General features: G+C 57.8%; 20 protein-coding genes. 5 read left to right on the forward strand and 15 right to left on the reverse strand.

Annotation, left to right across the window (positions count from 1 at the left end; all coding sequences use genetic code 11):
- Window positions 1-35: 35 nt before the first annotated feature.
- From thrS to cysS, 4 genes are all read right to left on the reverse strand, one after another.
- Window positions 36-2009: a threonine--tRNA ligase gene (gene thrS / locus B3527_RS12475; protein WP_290480081.1), complete on the reverse strand. Its 1974-nt coding sequence runs from the start codon at window positions 2007-2009 to the stop codon at window positions 36-38.
- Window positions 2010-2288: 279 nt separating this feature from the next.
- Window positions 2289-2636 (reverse strand): membrane protein insertion efficiency factor YidD, encoded by a 348-nt coding sequence (yidD, locus tag B3527_RS12480; protein WP_206991501.1) that lies wholly within the window; start codon window positions 2634-2636, stop codon window positions 2289-2291.
- Between the two features lies 1 nt (window position 2637).
- On the reverse strand, window positions 2638-3096 hold the full coding sequence (locus B3527_RS12485) for an iron-sulfur cluster assembly scaffold protein (protein ID WP_290480082.1): 459 nt from the start codon (window positions 3094-3096) through the stop codon (window positions 2638-2640).
- 214 nt (window positions 3097-3310) lie between these two features.
- On the reverse strand, window positions 3311-4696 hold the full coding sequence (cysS, locus tag B3527_RS12490; protein WP_290480083.1) for a cysteine--tRNA ligase: 1386 nt from the start codon (window positions 4694-4696) through the stop codon (window positions 3311-3313).
- A 371-nt stretch (window positions 4697-5067) separates the two neighbouring features.
- Here cysS and folE point away from each other — a divergent pair, with 371 nt between their 5' ends.
- Window positions 5068-5685, forward strand: a complete 618-nt coding sequence (folE, locus tag B3527_RS12495; protein ID WP_034815219.1) for a GTP cyclohydrolase I FolE — start codon at window positions 5068-5070, stop codon at window positions 5683-5685.
- Between the two features lie 136 nt (window positions 5686-5821).
- Window positions 5822-6142 carry a hypothetical protein gene (locus B3527_RS12500; protein WP_206991504.1) on the forward strand — a complete coding sequence of 107 codons (321 nt, stop codon included), beginning with the start codon at window positions 5822-5824 and terminating at the stop codon, window positions 6140-6142.
- A 68-nt stretch (window positions 6143-6210) separates the two neighbouring features.
- Here B3527_RS12500 and B3527_RS12505 read toward each other — a convergent pair whose 3' ends face one another.
- The 10 genes from B3527_RS12505 to B3527_RS12550 all read right to left on the reverse strand — a co-directional run bounded on the left by B3527_RS12505 (window position 6211) and on the right by B3527_RS12550 (window position 15614).
- Entirely contained in the window at window positions 6211-6981 is a 771-nt protein-coding gene (locus tag B3527_RS12505) for an alpha/beta hydrolase (RefSeq protein ID WP_206991505.1), read from the reverse strand.
- A 29-nt stretch (window positions 6982-7010) separates the two neighbouring features.
- Entirely contained in the window at window positions 7011-7520 is a 510-nt protein-coding gene (locus tag B3527_RS12510; RefSeq protein WP_206993284.1) for an RNA pyrophosphohydrolase, read from the reverse strand.
- A gap of 2 nt (window positions 7521-7522) precedes the next feature.
- Entirely contained in the window at window positions 7523-8821 is a 1299-nt protein-coding gene (locus B3527_RS12515) for a divergent polysaccharide deacetylase family protein (RefSeq protein ID WP_290480084.1), read from the reverse strand.
- Between the two features lie 83 nt (window positions 8822-8904).
- On the reverse strand, window positions 8905-10227 hold the full coding sequence (locus tag B3527_RS12520; protein WP_206991507.1) for a S41 family peptidase: 1323 nt from the start codon (window positions 10225-10227) through the stop codon (window positions 8905-8907).
- A gap of 28 nt (window positions 10228-10255) precedes the next feature.
- Complete coding sequence (locus B3527_RS12525; RefSeq protein WP_290480085.1) at window positions 10256-11497, reverse strand: murein hydrolase activator EnvC family protein; 1242 nt, start codon at window positions 11495-11497, stop codon at window positions 10256-10258.
- 10 nt (window positions 11498-11507) lie between these two features.
- On the reverse strand, window positions 11508-12038 hold the full coding sequence (locus B3527_RS12530; protein WP_290480086.1) for a hypothetical protein: 531 nt from the start codon (window positions 12036-12038) through the stop codon (window positions 11508-11510).
- Window positions 12039-12047: 9 nt separating this feature from the next.
- Window positions 12048-13472: a M28 family peptidase gene (locus tag B3527_RS12535; RefSeq protein ID WP_290480087.1), complete on the reverse strand. Its 1425-nt coding sequence runs from the start codon at window positions 13470-13472 to the stop codon at window positions 12048-12050.
- Between the two features lie 72 nt (window positions 13473-13544).
- Window positions 13545-14147, reverse strand: coding sequence for a peroxiredoxin family protein (locus B3527_RS12540; RefSeq protein ID WP_290480088.1), 603 nt, complete (start codon window positions 14145-14147; stop codon window positions 13545-13547).
- Window positions 14148-14246: 99 nt separating this feature from the next.
- Window positions 14247-14786 carry a GNAT family N-acetyltransferase gene (locus B3527_RS12545; RefSeq protein ID WP_290480089.1) on the reverse strand — a complete coding sequence of 180 codons (540 nt, stop codon included), beginning with the start codon at window positions 14784-14786 and terminating at the stop codon, window positions 14247-14249.
- 81 nt (window positions 14787-14867) lie between these two features.
- The gene (locus tag B3527_RS12550) at window positions 14868-15614 is read right to left on the reverse strand and encodes a Bax inhibitor-1/YccA family protein (RefSeq protein WP_206991513.1); all 747 of its coding nucleotides are present in this window, start codon (window positions 15612-15614) and stop codon (window positions 14868-14870) included.
- A gap of 355 nt (window positions 15615-15969) precedes the next feature.
- Between B3527_RS12550 and B3527_RS12555 the strand changes: the two genes are divergently transcribed.
- On the forward strand, window positions 15970-16302 hold the full coding sequence (locus B3527_RS12555; RefSeq protein ID WP_206991514.1) for a DUF2853 family protein: 333 nt from the start codon (window positions 15970-15972) through the stop codon (window positions 16300-16302).
- A gap of 82 nt (window positions 16303-16384) precedes the next feature.
- Window positions 16385-16918, forward strand: coding sequence for an RNA 2',3'-cyclic phosphodiesterase (gene thpR / locus B3527_RS12560; protein WP_290480090.1), 534 nt, complete (start codon window positions 16385-16387; stop codon window positions 16916-16918).
- A 12-nt stretch (window positions 16919-16930) separates the two neighbouring features.
- On the opposite strand, the gene B3527_RS12565 is transcribed toward thpR, so the two are convergent.
- On the reverse strand, window positions 16931-18505 hold the full coding sequence (locus tag B3527_RS12565) for a ShlB/FhaC/HecB family hemolysin secretion/activation protein (protein WP_290480091.1): 1575 nt from the start codon (window positions 18503-18505) through the stop codon (window positions 16931-16933).
- 198 nt (window positions 18506-18703) lie between these two features.
- On the opposite strand from B3527_RS12565, the gene B3527_RS12570 reads away from it, so the two are divergent.
- Window positions 18704-19629 (forward strand): FecR family protein (locus tag B3527_RS12570; RefSeq protein ID WP_290484151.1); only part of this gene is annotated, 926 nt, incomplete at its 3' end.

Below are 19629 nucleotides of genomic sequence, written 5' to 3' on the forward strand. Positions count from 1 at the left end.
CGTGTTCCGCAGTACCTGTCACCTGTTGATCCGGACTAGTCGGACTTCAGGTCTGGTGCGAGGGCTTCTTGGGCGAGATCGCGGCAGGCATCCTCCAGCGAGATCATGTGCTGACCATTGCTGCCAAGCCGACGCAACGCCAGTGTACGGTCCTCAGCCTCACGACCACCAACCACCGCAATGATTGGCACTTTCTGAACCGAATGCTCGCGAACCTTGTAGTTAATCTTCTCATTGCGAAGATCGGTCTCGACGCGCAGTCCGGCCTTGCGCAGAGCAGCCGCTGCTTCCTCAGCGTACTCGTTCGCTGCGTCTGTGATCGCCGCAACGACAACTTGCACCGGTGACAGCCACATAGGGAAAGCGCCGGAAAACTCCTCGATCAAGATACCGATAAAGCGCTCCATCGAGCCTAGGATGGCGCGGTGCAACATGACCGGGCGCTGCTTTGAACCGTCCGACGCCGTATATTCAGCGCCGAGACGCTCTGGCAGAACATAGTCCAGCTGCAACGTACCACATTGCCAAACCCGGCCGATCGCGTCCGTGAGTTGGAATTCAAGCTTGGGTCCGTAGAAGGCCCCTTCCCCGGGCATGATCTCACAGGGCAGGCCCGCTGCATCAACGGCGTCCTGCAGGCCTTTCTCGGCCCGGTCCCAGGTTGCGTCATCCCCGGCCCGGACATCCGGACGTGTGGAGAGTTTCACGGCGATATTCTCAAAGCCGAAATCCCGGTACACGTTTTCGAGCAGGCGACAGAAGCGGATAGACTCCTCGACGATCTGGTCTTCACGGCAGAAGATGTGCGCATCGTCCTGCGTGAATTGACGGACCCGCATGATGCCATGCAGCGCGCCATGCGGCTCGTTGCGGTGGCAACACCCGAATTCCGCCAAGCGCAGCGGCAGGTCGCGATAGGATTTCTGGCCCTGTTTGAAGACTTCGACATGCGCCGGACAGTTCATGGGTTTCAACGCCATAAGTTTGGCATCGTCAGGCACCGAAATGTCCACGCCTTCATCACCTTCAGGAATGAAGTCCGGCACGATGAACATGTTCTCGCGATACTTGCCCCAGTGACCGGATTTCTCCCACTGAACCGAATCCATCAATTGCGGCGTCTTGATCTCTTCATAGCCGGCCGCATCGAGACGCCGGCGCATATAGGATTCGATCTGCAACCAGATCTGGTAGCCTTTCGGGTGCCAGAAGATGGACCCGGCCGCCGCCAGGCCGTCGAGATGGAACAGGTCGAGCTGCGTCGCGAGTTTGCGATGGTCACGCTTTTCGGCCTCTTCGAGGCGTAGCAGATGCGCCTTGAGGTCTTTCTCATTGGCCCAAGCCGTGCCGTACATGCGCTGAAGCATTTCGTTCTTGGAGTCGCCACGCCAATAGGCGCCCGCCAGCTTCATCAGCTTGAAGGCCTTCGGCAACTTGCCCGTGCTTGGCAGGTGCGGGCCGCGGCAAAGGTCGAACCAGTCGCCTTGCTTGTAGACTGTGATTGCTTCGCCCGGCGGAATGATGTCGTCGATGATCTGCGCCTTGTAGTCTTCGCCGATCTTCTTGAACGTCTCGATGGCCTGGTCCTTGTCCCAGACCTGGCGGACAATCGGATAGTCCGCGTCGACAATCTCGCGCATTTTCTTTTCGATCTTCTCGAAATCTTCCGTCGAGAACGGCTCTTCGCGGGCAAAGTCGTAATAGAAGCCATCATCAATGACTGGGCCAATCGTGACCTGCGCGTCGGGATAGAGTTCCTGCACTGCCTGCGCCAGCACGTGGGCCGCATCATGGCGGATCAGTTCGAGGCCTTCGGCATCATTCGCCGTGACGAGTTCCACCTTTGCGTCGCCATCGAGCGGGCGCATTAAATCTCTCAGCTCGCCGTCAACCCGGGCGGCGAGCGCCTTCTTGGCGAGGGAATTGGAAATCGATTTGGCGACGTCAAAGGGCGACGCGCCCTCTTCATATTCGCGGACGGAGCCGTCTGGCAGGGATACTTTGATCATGGTCTAATCTTTTCGTGCATTCTTGCGCTCTGTACAGCGCGGCAAATTCGGTTCCGGTCAGGCCCTTTATCCGGCGTCTGCTTAACGCGACTTCACCAGATTTCCCACCCCATACGCATTTCTCGCGCAGTGGCGGGGTTTTCGGACCCTATCCGGGCTTCTTTTGGGCTGTTTATGGGTACATGAAGCGGGCGCGCACAAAGGCGCAGCCAAGGGGCGCGTCAGGCACCCCGGCGAGTTCGTGTGGTCAGGCCAACAGGGCCAAGAAGGCAACGATTTTCACTCATCAGGTTTCATATGGCATGACGACGGGCGGTTTTCAATTCGTTCCATGGCCTTGCGCGCCGACCATTCGCCATACCGCCAAGGCTGCCAGACCGGCACATCTGGCAGGGTTTCCGGCACCGGGTCCTTGCCGAGACTGCCGCCCGGTCGGCACCGGATGAAACGCGCCAGCGCCATCCATATGCCCGGCCACCATCCAAACCGCGCAACACATTCGGCGCCATACTCACTGCAGGTTGGCGTGTGCTGACAGCGCGCGCCGAACGCGTAGAACACCTGGCTTGGGCCATGCTTGTAGACCCAAAGCAGACCATTCGCTGATCGACGCCGCAAACCGGCCATCTCAGCCTGCCGTCTGGCGGGCGAGACCGCGGCTTGCCAATGCCTCCTCGATGGCAGCAACCGCCGCCTCAAAAGCCAGCAGCGTGGACGTATGGCGAGGGGGATAATCGGCCACGGGTTCCAGATGGCGCAGCTCCCAGAAGCGGCCTTCCGGCGGAGGTCCATTGTCTTTCAGCATGTCTTTCAAAGCGTCTCGCGCCGCGATCACCTCTTCGATCGTTGCACCGATAGCGTGTTCTGTAAGGATCGAGGTAGCCGCCTGCCCGAGAGCGCAAGCCTTTGGATCCACTGCGATGGCCATGATGCGTGCGCCCGCTTCGTCCAATTTCAGATCAACCTTCACGGTCGAACCGCACACACGCGATACCTTCAGGACAGACCCGTCAGGATCTGTCAGATCACCCACATGCTGGATGTCTGCTGCGAGTTCGAGAACACGATTATGGTACAGTTCGCTCATCGCCTGAAACATGGCCTTCGCAGGCGCACGGCGCAAGGCTGAGGCACGGTGACAAAAAATGCCGCCTGACTCAGGCGCGAACGCGAGGCAGGCGGCAAAGGCGTGTCGTGCATTGAAAACGGGGCGCTCAGGCCATGGCCCGAACACACAGGAGCGGCCTGTTAAGGTCAATTAAAGCTTCCGTCATCGGGGCAATTGCAGTCGGCCTGAAAAATCAAATACGTCGCCAAGTCGAGCCACCGGCCCCATCCATGATCTCAATACCTTCGGCAGCAAGTTGATCACGAATTCGGTCAGCTTCAGCCCAGTCCTTGGCTGCGCGCGCATCGATACGCGCCTGAACAAGTCCATTGATGCGGTCATTGCCATCATCATCCCCGCCCTGTTCCCAGGCTTTGGGAGTCAGGGTCAAAAGCCCAAGCATTTCGCCGGCATCGAGCAAATTTGCGCGGGCCGTCGCCATAGCATCCGTATCTCCCTTGTCCGCCGCCATGTTTGCTTCGCCGGCAATGCGCGAGAGCGAAGCGAGCGCTTCGGGTGTGTTCAGATCATCACAAAGTGCGTCGAAGACGCCCCGGTCATCGACTTCACCGCCTTCAGCGTCCCACACACGGCGCAACGCGCCATAAATCCGGTCGAGCGTTGTCTTGGCCTGTTTCAGCAAGTCTTCCGTCCAGTCGAGCGGCGCGCGGTAATGCCCGCTCAGCATGGCAAAGCGCAGCACTTCACCGTGCCATTGCTTCAATAGCTCGTGCACCAGAACGACATTGCCGAGCGATTTCGACATCTTCTCGCCGCCCATATCCAGGAAGCCATTGTGCATCCAATAGTTCGCCATGATCTCGCCATGCGCGCATTCGGACTGGGCAATTTCGTTTTCATGATGCGGAAACTGAAGATCAATCCCGCCACCATGAATGTCGATCGTCTTGCCGAGATGCTTTGCGGCCATGGCCGAGCATTCGATATGCCAGCCGGGACGTCCCCTGCCCCACGGGCTGTCCCAGATCGCATCTTCTGGTTCACCTTCCTTGGCGAATTTCCAGAGCGCGAAGTCGGCGGGGTCGCGTTTGTCTTCGTCGACAGCAACGCGTGCGCCGGCTTCATTGTCTTCGAGCTTGCGACCAGACAGCTTTCCATAATCCGGCATGGAATTGACCGAAAACCAGACGCCTTCCTTGCCGACATAGGCATAGCGCTTGCGGACGAGCTTCTCGATCATCTCGATCATTTCGCCGACATGATCGGTCGCCCAAGGCTCAATGCCGGGCGCGAGCACGTTCAGTGCAGCCGTGTCGGCATTGTAGATTTGGGCGAATTTCTTCGTAATCGTCTCAATCGGTTCGCCGGTCTCGACGCTGGCCTTGATGATCTTGTCTTCAATGTCGGTGATGTTGCGCGCGTAGATCACCGCATCCTCACCATACACCCTCATCAGCAGGCGCCGCAGCACATCGAACACAATGGGCGGACGCGCATTGCCGATATGGGCGTAATTGTAGACAGTCGGGCCGCAGACATACATCGTCACGCGCGCCGGATCCTGCGGATGGAAAACGCGCTTTTTGCGCGCGGCGGTGTCGTAGATGCGGATTGTCATGGTTTTTGGGCTCGATTTCGGAAGTCTGGACGTATCGCTGGCGCTACGGGTAGCTGGCCAGCCCTAATGGCGTGTTGATGCGTTAACAGCAACACCGGCAGGCAGGACGACAACAAAATCGAACACGTTCCATGTCGACGGCGATATCATCGGCGCGCAGAAAAGCCAAGAATGGAGTCATCCAGTCGCGCGACGTCAGCGTAGAAAGGGCTGGAAACAAGGCCATCGCACCCTTATGTTCCTCATATCGCCCTGAGGGTATCAACTCCGGGCGGGCGTTAAGTCCGGGCAGGGGAGCATTTTTACGCTTTCCCAGACCAAGCCTCGGCTCGACCCTCGTCCCTCAGTCGAAGGAAACTTCAATCATGGCCATGGATGCCATCACTCCCAATAAAGACAAGGCACGCGCAGAGCCCATCAAGCGCCCTACCGTTCAAGAGGCCGAAGAAGCCGTGCGCACGCTCATCGCGTGGGCTGGCGACGATCCGCGTCGCGAAGGCCTGCTCGACACGCCAAAGCGCGTTGTCAACGCCTACAAGGAATGGTTTTCCGGCTATGAGGAAGATCCCGTCAAATACCTGTCGCGTACCTTTGAGGACGTGCAGGGCTATGATGACATCGTCATGCTGCGCAACATCGACGTGGAGAGCCATTGCGAGCACCACATGGCGCCCTTCCTTGGCAAGGCCTATGTCGCCTACATGCCGTCGGCAGCCGTTGTTGGTATTTCCAAGCTGGCACGCGTCGTAGAGATCTTCTCGAAGCGCCTGCAAACGCAGGAAACCATGACCGCGCAAATCTGTGACGCGATTACCGACAGCCTTGCCCCGATGGGCACGGCGGTCCTGATCGATGCCGTGCATGAATGCATGTCGACACGGGGCGTCCACCACAAGGATGTCAGCACGATCACCACGCAGTTTACTGGCGTGTTCAAATCGGATGCCGATTTGCGCAATCGCTTCCTGCGTATGGCCGGCAAGGGCTGAGCCGACTTTCTCTCAGAATTGATCAACCCCGGCCCTCAATGCCGGGGTTTTTTTATGGACTCCGTCCCCAGCATTGATAGCCTCGAAACCGAGGTAGAGTGCAAAAGAACAATCCCGAAAGACGGAGGAGACTTCCATGAAACTCTTTTTAGCGGCGAGTGCGGCAATTACGCTGTTCGCCCTGCCTGCGATGGCACAATCCACCACGGTCGAATTCGCAAGCAGCGATGGCACGACCGCGCTTGTTGTATTCTATGAAAACGGCACGGCCTCCATGGATGGAGGCGATCCCATTCCGTACACGATGGATGAAGAATCCAAGACAATCTGTGGCCAGACACCCGAAGGTGATATTTGTGCAACCTTCGACGAACTGGGCGAAGACGTCGGCTTCTCGACTGGCTTTACCAATACTGCGGGCCAATCCGGCACGGCAACGATCACAGCTGCCGACTGATCGGCTGGAAGGACTGAACGGGTTTAGAGGCATTCGCCAATCGGCGGGTGCCTCTTTTCATGACCGCCTCAAGCAGCAGGTTTCGTCTTTGCAAGCCAGGCAACAATGTCCGAAACCACCTTGTCAGTGCCCGGCTCATCCACGATCCAATGGGCATTGTTCGGATATTCCAGAAAGTCACCCGCTACTGGGCTTTTTGCGTATTTTTGCCCCACCTTGCGGACGGCCTTGGCAGGCGTCGCACGGTCTGCACCAGCAGCGATCGTCAGTGTTGGAATTGTAAACAAGGTCTCGTCGATCTCGATTCCATCTGCGATGTCGCCGTAAACCTTCCCGGAGTCGTACAGCGCATCAGCGTAGATCTCTGCATGACGACGCGACGGCACCTTGTTGAGCACGCCATAACGAAATCCTGACTCCCAAACTTTGTAAGCTTTCGAACGATTCCGGCTGATAAGGATGTTGAGAAATGTATAGGCGACCGACAGGGTCACCGCGCTGCAATCCTTGGGCTGAGCCGGCGTCAGGAAGACCGCCTGACTCACGAGCCCCTGCTCGACCAGGCATTGGGCAATCAAGCCCCCCATCGAATGGCCAATCACGGCAGGCGGGCTGCCAGTTTCACTCTCAATCCGGCGAACCGTATCCGCCATGGATTTCACATAGTCATCCAGGCCGAGATCAGACAGCGAAGCTGGAGGAGAGTCAGGCACCCGCTGGTCCGGAAACAGTGTTGGAGCGTCGCAGTTCCAGCCTGCCGCCTCGAACCCCACGCGCATCCGATCCCAGACCTCACCGCCACACCCGATCCCATGGATCATCAGCAAGGATTTTGTCATCGGTTTACGCCTCTATTGCTTGGAGGGTTTCAACCCTGAACTTCCTTGTGGCCGGGGACCGGTTCGGCCCAACTGGTGAACCGCTGGGAAACTTCAGAATACACCATGCGCTTGAACGGTACGACCAGCGAAGGAACTTCCTCGAGCCGCGCCCAACGCCAAGCATCGAATTCCGGCGTATGCCGGTCGAGGCGAACATCGCTATCGGCCCCCTTGAACCGGAAAGCGAACCATTTCTGCCGCTGACCAATATAAGGCCCGGGCAAACGCTTCTTCAAATCAGGTGGGAAATCGTAGAACAACCAGTCCGACGTCTCCTCGAGAACATCCACCAGTTTTTCCGGTACGCCGACTTCTTCTTCGAGTTCGCGGAGTGCGCCGACCAAGGGCGTCTCGCCCTTGTCGATCCCACCTTGCGGCATCTGCCATTGGAACGCTCCCCGGCCATTGATGCGCCGCCCAATAAAAACATAACCTGCTTTTGAAAACAGGGCGAGACCGACATTGGGTCTGTAGAGGTCGGGATCGGGCGCGTGTATCGTCACCCTTCCGGGTTTACCGGAGCCTGAGACAAGCTTCCAGTCTGGACGCGCTTCGGTTGGGAAGTTTTTGCAGACACCGAAATCAGGGCAGACGCCGGTGCCAGAACGACCCCACGTTTCTGCATGTCCTTCGTCCAGTCCTTGGCGATCTCGATTGTCAGCGGGAAGGCATACCCAGTTCCCATGGACGCGCCGTTTTCCTTCGCGAGCGTTTCGAGGCCCAGCAACTCGGTCCGGATGTCATCTGCGGTCAGCTTTGCGTCAATTGTGGCTGCGGCGCGTGCAAATTTCATTTGTGTGCGTCCGGCGGCGCGGTCGAAGGCGCCGGTCTGGAAGCTGCCATCCTCGACGAGGGCGATGCCGCGATCATGCAGGGCTTGAAGGACGGGGCCGACAGCGCCGGGATCTTCGGCGAATTTGGCACCCTGATAATTGATGATCCCAAAATATCCGCTTGCCCGGCTGAGCAGCTTTTCGAGACGCGGCAAATTGCGTTCACCGGTGTCGCCGGCCAACAGGGTTTGCGGATGCATCTTCATGCGACCATACTCGAAGGATTCCATTGGCACTTCGATCAGGACTTCGTGTCCTTTTTCGCGCGCCTTGTTGACCCAGTACTGTAGATTGCCCGCGTCTGGCGCGAAGGACAGGGTCACTTCAGGCGGCAACTCTTCGATTGCTGCCTTGGTATGGGTCGCATTGATGCCAAGTCCGCCAATGACGACCGCCACGATCGGCTGGTTGCCGGGATTGGCGAAGGGGCGAGCATACACATCGGACGGTGCCTGGCCGTCAGCAGAAATGCGCGGCAGAGACAGTCCGTTGATCCGCTCCGTCAGGCCCGGAACAGGCGCTGTATCGAGCGACGCTACACGCGTGACCTCGCCATAGGACTCGCCGGGACGCACCAGCTTTCCATTGATCCGAATGCCCTCACCTGAGGACTCTTCATCCCCCTGCCCGGTCGGGACTTCCGACGGACGGGGCGCAGAAGCCTCAGCATATTCCACGCCCAGGCTTGGCTGATCAGAAACCGCATCATCTTGTGCCAAAACAACACGCGCGCCCAAATCCTGGGGCGTCTCCGCCTTCAGCCGGGATTTGAGTGCGGCGGTAGACCCTTGGCTGGTCTCAAACAAGGCCAGCACTTCGCTCGGTCCGGAATCTGCGGGATTGCCGGAATAATGGATCGCGGCACCAAGACTGGCACCCACTCCACCAAATACAAGCAGGCTCATAGCAGCATGGGTCAGACCCGTGCGCAAAGGAGATGGGTCGGCATCCCTGCGGCTAGCCATCGATGGACCTCGTCAAACCAGTTTAAAAGAATTCTGAACAATCAGAATTGCATCCAACTGGTTAACAGGTTGCAAACATCCGGTTAACCTGCGCGCCTCATTGCACTGGCCGTGACAGTGCCTTCCTTGAGCATTTCAATCGCTCTCTTGAGCTGAAAATCCTCACCATCCCAATCTTCAGGCGGCTGCTCATCAGGCAAGGAAACATCTTTGCGCGCTTCACCGTCTTCATTGGCCAACGCATGCGGCAGGTCGGCCTCGGACCAGCGCTTGATCTGGGCAAGCTCTTCTTCAGACAGGCGTGCCTGGGTGATCTCGATGTCCGGGTCGATGCCGAGCGCCTGAATGGAGCGACCCGCTGGCGTGTAATAGCGCGCCGTCGTCAGGCGGACTGCGCCGCGATCTGCGCCAAGCGGAATGACGGTTTGCACTGATCCCTTGCCAAAGCTGGTCGTACCCAAAACGGTGGCCCGATGCCGATCCTGCAAAGCGCCAGCGACAATCTCGGAAGCCGAGGCTGAGCCGCCATTGATCAGCACGATCATCGGGACGCCCTTAAAGACTTCCCCGGAACGGGCGTTATAGCGCTCCATGTCGGAAATGCGTCGGCCCTGCGTCGACACAACCTCACCGCCAGAAAGAAACATGTCGGAGACCGAAACAGCCTGATCCAGCAAACCGCCGCCATTGTTGCGCAAGTCCACAATCAAGCCGCGTGGACGCGAGCCGGTTTCTTTAGCGATGCCTTCGACTGCCTCTTCAAGCAGCAGAGTCGTGCGCTCGTTGAAGGTTGAAATACGGATATATCCAATATCGCTTTCCTGCATTTTCCAGGTAACGGATTTCTGCTGAATTACTTCCCGGGTCAAAGTGACGTCAAAGGGATCCTCGCCTTCGCGCAGGATCGTGACATCGATATCGGTGCCCTTTTCGCCGCGCATTTCCTTGACAGCTTCGTTCAGTGTCTGGCCGATGATCGGCTTCCCATTGATGGATGTGATCAGGTCACCCGGCTGGATACCTGCACGGCTCGCAGGTGTATCATCCATCGGAGAGATGACTTTGACGAAACCATCTTCCATTGTGACTTCAATCCCGAGACCACCATATTCTCCGCTGGTCTGAACCTGCATCGAACGAAAATCATCCGGATCGAGATAGCTGGAATGCGGGTCGAGTGAGGTAAGCATGCCGTTGATGGCGGCTTTCATGGCGGCCTTTTCGTCGACTTCCGTTACATAATCCTGGCGGGCGCGGGCGAGGATTTCTGCGAACAGGTCCAACTGCTGGTAGGTGACCATGCGCGGATCTTCAGCCCGGTCCTCAGGAGAGGCGAAGGCGGAAAATCCGACAGCCGCGCCACCCAGAACGACACCAAGGGCAGCCCCTGTCAGTAGTGAACGCATATTCCAGTCCTCCATAATCCTTTTGACCTTAGCTCCGGCCTGGCAGCCAGTCTGCCGGATTCATAACCTTGTCGCCAAGCCTTAATTCCATATTCAGCTCGGGAACCGGCTCGGCTCGATCAGGCATGCGTCCAACAGGCTCGCCCACAGAAACGCCTTGGCCTTCAGTGACATAGATCCGGCTCATGCCTGTAAGAATAACATGGTAACCGTCACTCGTCCGCAAAATTAACATTGATCCATACGTTCGAAATGGCCGCGCATACTCAACCGTACCGCCAACCGGTGCGACCACTTGGGCATTGGCCCGCGTGGCAAAGGCGACCCATTCCGACTTGCCACCAGTGGGCAACTTTTCGCCAAAGGCCCGCGCAAGCGAACCTGCAACGGGGGGCTTCAGCGCCCCGATGACAGCACGCCCCAGTGGTCGCGAAGCTGGTGTACGCGCAACAGCGGACGTGGCTGACGGTTTCGACGAAGGCGAATTGGACACAAGGCGCGGTCTGAGGTCCGGTTTGGCGCCGGGCGCAGACGGCGCCTGAGCCTCGAGCGATGCCAGCAATGATCTCAAATCTTCTTCCCTGGCACCAATCTCTGCCGCGTGTGCCTTCAACAACGCGATATCGCCGGACAAATCCTCGAAATTCCCACGCTTGGCAGCGGCGAGCCGCTCAATCTCGACCTGTTTCAAAGCTAGTGTCGCTTCGGCAGCGTCGAGTTTGGCTTTTTCGCCGCGGATACGGCGCTCAAGCTCGTTCAGCGTATCGATTTCCCGCGACAATTCTTCCGATTCCGTCGCAAGGCGCGGAGTTGTCTCGCTCATCAGGATGGCCCGGCGCACAGCCGTGTTCGCTTTGCTCGGGGACACGATCAAGGCAGGCGGCTTCCGGCGATTGGATGCGGCAAGCGCTGCAAGCAGGTCTTCCAGAGCCTGGCGGTTCTCGAGCAGGCTCATCTGCGCCGATACTCGACGCGCACCAAGATCGATCAGGGATTTCTCGGCGTTCGAAGCCTGTTCTTCACGGCGCTGGGACTCCATAGCCGCCGAAATCAACTGGCTGTCGATGTTCTTTAAATCGCTCAGCGTATTTTCGCCGGCGGCCTGCAGCGCTTCAAGCTTTTGCTCGGCGGCCTGCCGCTCAGCTTCGAGTGCCTGCAACTCTTCCCGGGAAAACGTATCCGGCGCTGCCGCCGTCAAGACAAACGCCGCAATCGATACTGTCAGGGGTCGCCAGAATGCGCTCATCTCTACCTTATTGCAGTCGGTCATGACTTCAATATTAACCAAGCACGGCAAGTCGCTCTCTGATCGCAGAAACCTGATCGAAAATCAGTGCGCAATAGACGGCATGATTCGACCGATCAAAGGCCGGAGCAAGGCAAACCAGATGCGTGACCATCTCCACGACGATCTGCCCGTCTCGAATAATCGTGCTCGGCCGCCCGGCAAGAACGCCGTGCACGACCTCGTTCCGGTATTCAGCAAGCCGAAGGACGGCGTCGACCTGCCCCGACGTTGCGGGAAGCTGCTCCGGAGGCAAGAGATATCGATCTGACCGCGCGCGTCGCAGCAACAATTTCAGAGGTGCAACTCTTCCAGGCATTTTCAGATCAGCTGTATCTTCCTCCAAAGCGGTCTCATATCCGGAGAGGGCAGCAATGATCGCGCAATTAATCGCCGTGACGAGACCAACTGCAACCCAGCGCCAACGTTCGGGATCCTGATCCACATGATCCAGTTCCCGGTGGGCCAGTTTCAGCCCCTCGAGCGCGGCCGCGAGGGCTGGCCCCACTTTTTCAGACGCCGACATACGAGGACGTCAGTCCGAACCCATCGATGTCGGCTCCGACTTCCGGAAATCCCATCCTGTCTGGGCCGCAATGTATGTGAACGCCGCGTACACCGCAACATTCTGACGGAATGCCTCCGGATCAATCTTGTCGAATGTATCGTCTGGGGTGTGATGGTAGTCAAAATAGTCCCGGCCATCCTGCGCGGGCGTTACGACAGGCACCCCTGCCCTGCGGAGGACGCCGATATCAGGCCCACCGCCGGCTGCATTGTCGCCTTCTGACACACCCAGTGGGGTCAATACCTGCTTCATGACATCCGCATAGGATATTGCAGCCTCACCAAAATTGGTCTGGAAACGCCAGATGCGGCCGGCGCCAAAATCGCTCTCAGCCGCAAGCATATGCTTGTCGAGATCATCCCCATGTTGCCGAGCGTAAGCATTCGCTCCAAACAGGCCGACTTCCTCAGAGCCGTAGAGAACGACACGGATCGTTCTGCGAGGTTTTCCCGGCAAGTCCGCAATCAGCTTGGCGGCCCCGACGACGATTCCGCAGCCCGCGCCATCATCCAGTGCGCCGGTACCAAGATCCCAACTGTCGAGATGGCATCCGATCAGGATGATTTCGTCTTCCAGATCAGATCCTTCGACTTCAGCGATCACATTTCCGGACGGCGCAGCATCGGCATACTCAACGCCAATATCGAGATTCACGCGGACCGGGCCCCTATCCAACAATCGTGTCAGCTGATCAGCGTCAGGGCCAGACAAGGCCGCTGCGGGGAGCGCGCCGAGCGCCCCTTCCCGGAACATGCCACCTGTGTGCGGCATGCGGTGTGGCTGTGTACCGACAGAACGGATCAGGCAGGCAACTGCCCCCTTCTCTGCGGCTGCATTGGCACACCCGCCCCGCTTGCGCACGGCAAGCCCGTAGCCCGAGCCATCTTGGGTCTTGTACATGCGCTCATCAATAAACGCGATTTTTCCCGCAAGGCTGTCAGCATCAGCCGCCTTCAGATCGGAAAGGGTTTCAAACCGGACGATATCAGCCTCCAGTCCACCTTCAGGCGTCGCACGACTGCCGCCGAGCGCCGTGATCACGAGATCTTGCGCATTCGCGCCAATCACGCGGGCCGATTCACGGGTCCGCGCCCAATACGGGATCGTGAAATCCTCAACGCGCGTGCGGTCAAAATTCAGCTCCTTGAGCGCGTTCATCGCCCAAACACGCGCCCGCGCCTCATCCGGCGAGCCGCCAAGGCGGGCCCCGACTTCTGTCGTCAGGTCTTCGACAAATTGCAGGCCAACCTCATCCAGCAGAGCATCCGCGATCAGTTGATCCGTCGTTGCCGCGATTTCCGGCGACAGATCGGCATCCTGCGCGAAGGACGGCGCACCGACCAATATGGCCATGCCAGCCAATATTCCCGCAATATGCCTGATCTGTCTCATCCGCTGTGCCTCTCAATGATCTATGCAGCGCAAGACTACATGTCCTTCGAGCAGAGTGAATAGCCCCGTTGCCTAAAGTTGTTCAGCAATCTGCAGGATAAGGTCGAGCGATGGGCGGTCCTTGTAACCTTCCTCGCGCAATACTGCCCGGACCGTCTCATCCGTGCCGATAAACATGATTGCAGGGTGGGGAATGCCGAAATAGCGCGAGCCAGGCTTCATCTCTTCATTCAGCAAATTAAACGCCGAAATAGCTTCCGAACCGGGATCGGACAGGAGTTCAAATCCAAGACTGTTCTTGCGGACAAACTTCGACAGAATCTCGGGATCGTCATACGAAATTGCGACAAGGGGCCAGCCCAAGTCGTTGAGGTTGGCCGAGATATCATCAATCTGCTTAAGCTGTTTTTGGCAGTAAGGGCACCAGTCCGCTGAACGCACGAAGGCGACCGCAATCCCCTTCTCTCCCATGAGTTCAGACAGGCTCGTCGCCTCTCCAGTGTGTCTCACCAGATTGACCGAAGGCGCAGATTGACCAAGCGCCAGACCAATCTGAGGTGTTTGCATCTCGGTGGCCGTATCCGGGGAGGCTGTGATTGTATCGGCCGCATCCTGAGCGTTCGCCGCCGCTGGCAGCATGGCAAGCACGGAGGCAAGAGTAAGCGTACGGATCATGGGGCGTCTCCTCTGAAGTCTGTGCACCAGCCTTACCCGCATGCCGGATCAGTGGCGAGGCGTAAACGGCACACCTCACACAGGCTTGATCGGTCGTTATCAGTTGCGGCGGGCCCGCCATTCATCGGCCGTCTGGCCGTAGACATCCCACATCATGCCCTCAAACGGCGGCGGCGTTTCCCGTTTTCTCATGAAGCGGCTACCCAGACGCTCGGCTACGCGAACAGAGGCTGCGTTCTCTGGCAGGATCGTATGGATCACCTCACTCCAGCCCAGAATATCCACCGCATAGTCCATTGCCGCCGTCGCGCCTTCGGTCGCGTATCCCCTGCCCCAGGACGACCGCACGAGTCCCCAGCCGATCTCCGTACCCGGCCAGCCGTTTGGTCTCCAAGGGCCGAGCCGGCCCACCCATTCTCCAGTAGATTTCTCGATCACAGAAAACATGGAGAAGCCCTCAATCGTCCACGCACCGGTCATTGTGCATATTGATCGCCAAGTCAGCTCCGGCCCCTGAACGCCGCCGAGATGGCGCATCACGTCTTCATCGGCATGAAAGGCGTTCCACGCGGGGATGTCTTCTGCGCGAGGCGGACGCAGGAGCAATCGTTCGGTCTCGATTGTCGGACCTATGGCCATGATGACATCCCCCGCCTACCGCACATAAAAAAGCCCCGCCTTGCGAGCGGGGCTTTGTCTACTCTTATCAAACCAGCGACGCTAGTCGCGACCCGACATGATGGCCAGCAGGAACTGGAACATGTTCACGAAGTCCAGGTAAAGACTGAGCGCACCAAAGGTTGTGGCAACCGCCATGGCCCGGGCATTGCCGGCAATCTGGAAATACATGTTCTTCAGGCGCTGGGTGTCATATGCGGTCAGGCCAGCAAACACCAAAAGGCCGACCACCGAGATCACCATGTGCATCATGCTCGACTGGAAGATCAGCATGTTCAGGATTGACGCGACGATGATGCCAACGACGCCCATGATCAGGAAAACGCCCCAACCGGACATGTCGCGCTTTGTGGTATACCCGTAGAGCGACAGGCCACCGAACGCGATGGCCGTTGTCAGGAAGGCCTTCGACACGATCAGCATGCCGTCCGGCTGGCGGGCATAGACATACACGATGGCGCCCATGCCGACACCGATCAGGGAGACGACCGACCAATAAACAAGGTTCGCCGCTGTGGGCGACGGGTTCTTCATGACGAAGCCTGACAGAAGCAGGATCGCCAATGGAGCAAACATGATGACAAGACCGATTGGTCCGGTCAGGAGGGTCAGTGTGACGCTTTCCGGCACCAGCGCGCCAAAGGCATAAGCCAATGCTGCGGTCAGCAGCAGGCCAAGCGCCATCTTGTTGTAGACGCCCAGCATGAAGCTGCGCAGACCTTCATTGACCGACATGTCCATCGTCTGGCCCGATGGCCCCGGCGAATAGGCACGATTGAAGTCATTCATAGGTGCAATACCCTTTCTGGTTGAAAGGCGGGGATTTATCACCCGCCAAACTGATCTCGAATATGGTGCTGACAGTTAAGTTTAGCAAGTTAAACCAGCGGTAAATGCGACCGCCTCCGTTCGCAATGCCCGCAGGCGATCAGGCATCTGAGCCTATGTCGAATTAGTAGAACCTGCCATGAATCCTGACCTCCGGCGCGATGTGTTGTCCTGAAAGCTCATTTGGGAGAAGGATCAGGCCCTTTCCTGCTGCAATCAGACAGGTCTTATGGATTGACTTGAAATTACCCAAGGTTAATTTTCGTGTTCTGGCGTAATTCCAACAGTGGGGACGCCAAGAATGAAGGGGACAAAAATGGCAGACGCATCTGAATATGCCGAAAACATCAAGAAATATGCGAAAGGCTACAATCAGGCCGCAGCAGAAAAGATCGTGGGACGACTGGGGATTGCCTTGCGCAATCGGGACAGTTCCATTGTCGCCTGCAGCGATTCTGTTGAACTTGATCGCATTCGCGAGAAGTGGTGCCGCGGCAAGCTGGGTCTGCCGCACACTCAAGGCGAGCTGGACGCAGCCATCAAGGCAGTTTGCGACCAGATGAGCGCCGAAGGTGGCTCAAAGTCACGCGTGACGTTCTACTATTTGTTGGCAGAACACTTCGGTAAGCTGGACGCACTCGCCAGCTGAACTGGGCGAAAAGCAAAAGTTTCTGAAAACCCGGTCGCTGTACCGGGTTTTCTTTTGCTTCGGAAACCTGTTCAACCGGTCCATGTATCGCTTGTTTGCCGCCCTCCCTGTTCCGGAAGAAATTCATCCGGGCCTGATCCAGACGCAAACCGGCCTGTCCGGTGCCCGTTGGCGACCGCCCCGGAATTTTCATATTACATTACGTTTCTTTGGAGACGTCTCACACGCCGACGCTCGCGACCTCGACGAATTGCTTGCCGAGATATCCTGTGCGCCGTTCGAGGTGTCATTGGAAGGCATGGGATGGTTCGGCCGGCGGGAACCTTCCGCCGTCTGGGCACGAGTGCGCGAGAGCGATGCCTTGCGTGCGCTGTCCGCGCAATGCGAACGAGCCGCCCGTCGCCTGGGCCTTGCGCCGGACCGGCGCCCGTTCACGCCGCACGTTACCCTCGCCTACCTGCACGGCACTCTGCTCGACGAAGCCGCGGCATGGGTCGAACGCCATCATGCCTATCGCAGCACTGTGTTCTGGGCCGAGGGCTTCCATCTGTACTCGAGCCATTTGGGCGATGGACCCAGCCGCTATGTGGCTGAGGCCGACTATGTGCTGGGTTGACCGGCAGCTGGCCTAATAGGTCACCGACATCTGGAAGAACTGCTGCCAGTCGCGGTTGTCTTCATCATACGGCGTACGGGTGAGAGGCTTGGCAAGTTCGATTCCTGCCGACAGTCGGTCAAGAATGTTGATCCGCAATCCTAGCGCAGCTGACTCCATGTCCTTCTGTCGGACCCCGGTCGGCGTGTCATTCCAGACCATCGCAGCGTCGTATGAAACATAGCCTTGCGCAAACGAGATCAGATCGCTCTCAGGCGAAAAGCCTGCGCGCAATTCCAACAGGCCAGCGATGCCCTCATCACCGGATATTTCACCATAGCCGTACCCGCGTCCCATTACCGGTCCGCCCACAGAGAATTCCTCTGCGGACAACAATGGCCCATCGGAAACCTGCCCCCACAGCAAAGCGTAGATGCCAAAATACTTCCCAATGTCGTGATAGTAGGATGTCTTTGCGTAGAGCTTGGTAAAACTCGCATCTGCATCGTAGCGGGATCGGAACTCAACGGACTCGCCAGACGCGCCGAGAATGTCCAACCCGGATGAGAGTTCGACGAAAAAGTAGGTTTTTGATCCATCATCCGTCTGGAGACCGCGAAGCGCCACACGTGCAACTCGCAATTCGTCTCGATACCCGCCCCCTGACGTCCAGTCATTCTCCAAATGTGCCGCGTCGAATTGCACGCTCGCATACAAACGGTGCGTCCGCCGCTGAATGAGGGGACGCTCATACTTCATCCAGAGTGACAGGGACTCTCCGCCAATTTCGGGACTGTTCGGATTGTGCCCGTCCTGCGACAAAGCCGTTGCGGCCCCAAAAATCAGGCTGTCGCCCGGCTGGAACGAGTAGCGATAATTGGCGCTCACCCTGGCATACTCGCCCGGGTCAACGGGCGTTGTGAACACGTTCAGCCGGAATTGGTCGCGATCTGCGAGGACGGAGTTGAACGCCACTCCTCCATATGCCTGCAATGGGCCAACGCGTTCAGACCCCCGATTGCTCAGCCCTGCATAACCTTCCACCGGATCGAAATCTGTCGTCAGCACCAATTCGTGGCGGGAAGGATCCTCCGGGTCGGGCCGGATACGCGAGGTGACAGACATGCCTCGGATCGCCTTGATCCGGGCCAGTCGACGGTCAAGGTCTGGGAGATGCGCAATCGGTGCGTCGGTGAAGCCCTTCATGATGGGCGACGCCAGGTCAGTACGTGTGCCATCGAACTCAACCTGTGAGATGTGACCTTCAATGACCGTGATCGTGGCGATGCCCGACTCGAGCGCCTGCCGGTCAACCACCGCTTGCGACAGGAAGTAGCCTTCGTCCCGGTAGGCCTGGGTAATACGATCCGCGATGATCACCAGATCTGACATTTGAGTCGGCTTGGCCAACTGCTTGTCGTAAGAAAATGACAGTTGCTCAGGCGAAATCGTTACTGCACCGACGACCGATACACCCAGAAGAGTGAAGCATCCTTCGTCGCCAAGTTGACATGATGGCGCAACGTTTTCCGGACTTTCGAGACGCCCCCGCAGCAAGCTCGACAACGCGTGTGCTGGAATGGCCAATACAGATGATACCGTTATCATCGACGCAACTGCGAGCAGGCGAAAGCGAAGATTTTTCGTGCGCGCAGCTCGCAAGACCGTGTTCCATTTATTAGAGTATGAGACTCGTTCCTATTCGGAATTTGTGAATGCCATCTTAAATACCTGCGTTTCATATTAACTCGGTATTTAGAGCCGTGATGTCTAATAATACCCTGATATATATGGGGTTTATATAAGATGTTTCGATTTCTGGTTGCCAGTATTCTCAGCGCGTGCCTAGCGGCAAGTTTTCAGTTCGCGTGTGCGGATTCAGACTCCTGGCAACTCGCGGAAAGTCATGGTGTCGTTCGCGTCATGGTGCCTGGAACGGCTATCGCCAAGGCGCGGTCGGGCATGGAGCTTCCCACCGGAACATTGGTCACGACCGGCAAGACAGGCACGGCCACACTCGTACGAAATGACCAGCGCATCAATATCGCCTCCGAGAGCCGGCTGGTCCTGTCGGAAAACTCCGACGCAATGACCCGTATCCGTCAGGATGCTGGTTCAGCTGCATATGAAGTCGATCGCCGCAAGTCGAAACACTTTCGCGTTGACACTGCGCTCATCGCAGCTGTGGTGAAGGGTACGGTCTTCACGGTCTCAGCCAGCCCGGAAGCCGGTAGGGTACACGTGTCAAATGGCTTGGTAGAAGTGCGCTCGCAAGGCGCAGATAACTCTGTAGACGTACACCCCGGCGAAACGGCGTCCATCGTTCGCAGTGCGCCTGACGAAATCACCGTGCGTGGTCCGAAGGACGCATCCAACGGTGTTGAAGGCTTGAATGTACCTCCAATCGATTACGCAGAAGCCTCGGAAAACCTGCTTGAGCCTGTCGAAGCTGGCGTCGAAGCCGCGCAAGACCGGTCGAATGGCAATCAGGGGCTCGGAAACTCTGTGGCGAACACCGCTTCTGAGGGGAGTTCAGACGAGCACGCTGGCGGACCGAATGCCAACGCGGCAGCCGCAGCCTTCGCCGCCGCAACCAATGCTCGGAATGCCAGCCTGAATGGAAATGGCGCTGATAAAGGGAACGGGAATGGCAATGGAAACGGTGCCGAGAATGGAAACGGCAATGGTAACGGAAACGGTGCCGAGAATGGAAACGGCAATGGTAACGGAAA

Source organism: Hyphomonas sp. UBA4505, assembly GCF_002388685.1.
Lineage (GTDB): Bacteria > Pseudomonadota > Alphaproteobacteria > Caulobacterales > Hyphomonadaceae > Hyphomonas.

What these genes read in the sequence shown, in the direction of transcription:
- thrS (WP_290480081.1), bottom strand. Translation starts at nt 2,009, where the DNA reads ATGATCAAAGTATCCCTGCCAGACGGCTCCGTCCGCGAATATGAAGAG.
- yidD (WP_206991501.1), bottom strand. Translation starts at nt 2,636, where the DNA reads ATGGCCGGTTTGCGGCGTCGATCAGCGAATGGTCTGCTTTGGGTCTAC.
- B3527_RS12485 (WP_290480082.1), bottom strand. Translation starts at nt 3,096, where the DNA reads ATGAGCGAACTGTACCATAATCGTGTTCTCGAACTCGCAGCAGACATC.
- cysS (WP_290480083.1), bottom strand. Translation starts at nt 4,696, where the DNA reads ATGACAATCCGCATCTACGACACCGCCGCGCGCAAAAAGCGCGTTTTC.
- folE (WP_034815219.1), top strand. Translation starts at nt 5,068, where the DNA reads ATGGATGCCATCACTCCCAATAAAGACAAGGCACGCGCAGAGCCCATC.
- B3527_RS12500 (WP_206991504.1), top strand. Translation starts at nt 5,822, where the DNA reads ATGAAACTCTTTTTAGCGGCGAGTGCGGCAATTACGCTGTTCGCCCTG.
- B3527_RS12505 (WP_206991505.1), bottom strand. Translation starts at nt 6,981, where the DNA reads ATGACAAAATCCTTGCTGATGATCCATGGGATCGGGTGTGGCGGTGAG.
- B3527_RS12515 (WP_290480084.1), bottom strand. Translation starts at nt 8,821, where the DNA reads ATGGCTAGCCGCAGGGATGCCGACCCATCTCCTTTGCGCACGGGTCTG.
- B3527_RS12520 (WP_206991507.1), bottom strand. Translation starts at nt 10,227, where the DNA reads ATGCGTTCACTACTGACAGGGGCTGCCCTTGGTGTCGTTCTGGGTGGC.
- B3527_RS12525 (WP_290480085.1), bottom strand. Translation starts at nt 11,497, where the DNA reads ATGACCGACTGCAATAAGGTAGAGATGAGCGCATTCTGGCGACCCCTG.
- B3527_RS12530 (WP_290480086.1), bottom strand. Translation starts at nt 12,038, where the DNA reads ATGTCGGCGTCTGAAAAAGTGGGGCCAGCCCTCGCGGCCGCGCTCGAG.
- B3527_RS12535 (WP_290480087.1), bottom strand. Translation starts at nt 13,472, where the DNA reads ATGAGACAGATCAGGCATATTGCGGGAATATTGGCTGGCATGGCCATA.
- B3527_RS12540 (WP_290480088.1), bottom strand. Translation starts at nt 14,147, where the DNA reads ATGATCCGTACGCTTACTCTTGCCTCCGTGCTTGCCATGCTGCCAGCG.
- B3527_RS12545 (WP_290480089.1), bottom strand. Translation starts at nt 14,786, where the DNA reads ATGGCCATAGGTCCGACAATCGAGACCGAACGATTGCTCCTGCGTCCG.
- B3527_RS12550 (WP_206991513.1), bottom strand. Translation starts at nt 15,614, where the DNA reads ATGAATGACTTCAATCGTGCCTATTCGCCGGGGCCATCGGGCCAGACG.
- B3527_RS12555 (WP_206991514.1), top strand. Translation starts at nt 15,970, where the DNA reads ATGGCAGACGCATCTGAATATGCCGAAAACATCAAGAAATATGCGAAA.
- thpR (WP_290480090.1), top strand. Translation starts at nt 16,385, where the DNA reads ATGTATCGCTTGTTTGCCGCCCTCCCTGTTCCGGAAGAAATTCATCCG.
- B3527_RS12565 (WP_290480091.1), bottom strand. Translation starts at nt 18,505, where the DNA reads ATGATAACGGTATCATCTGTATTGGCCATTCCAGCACACGCGTTGTCG.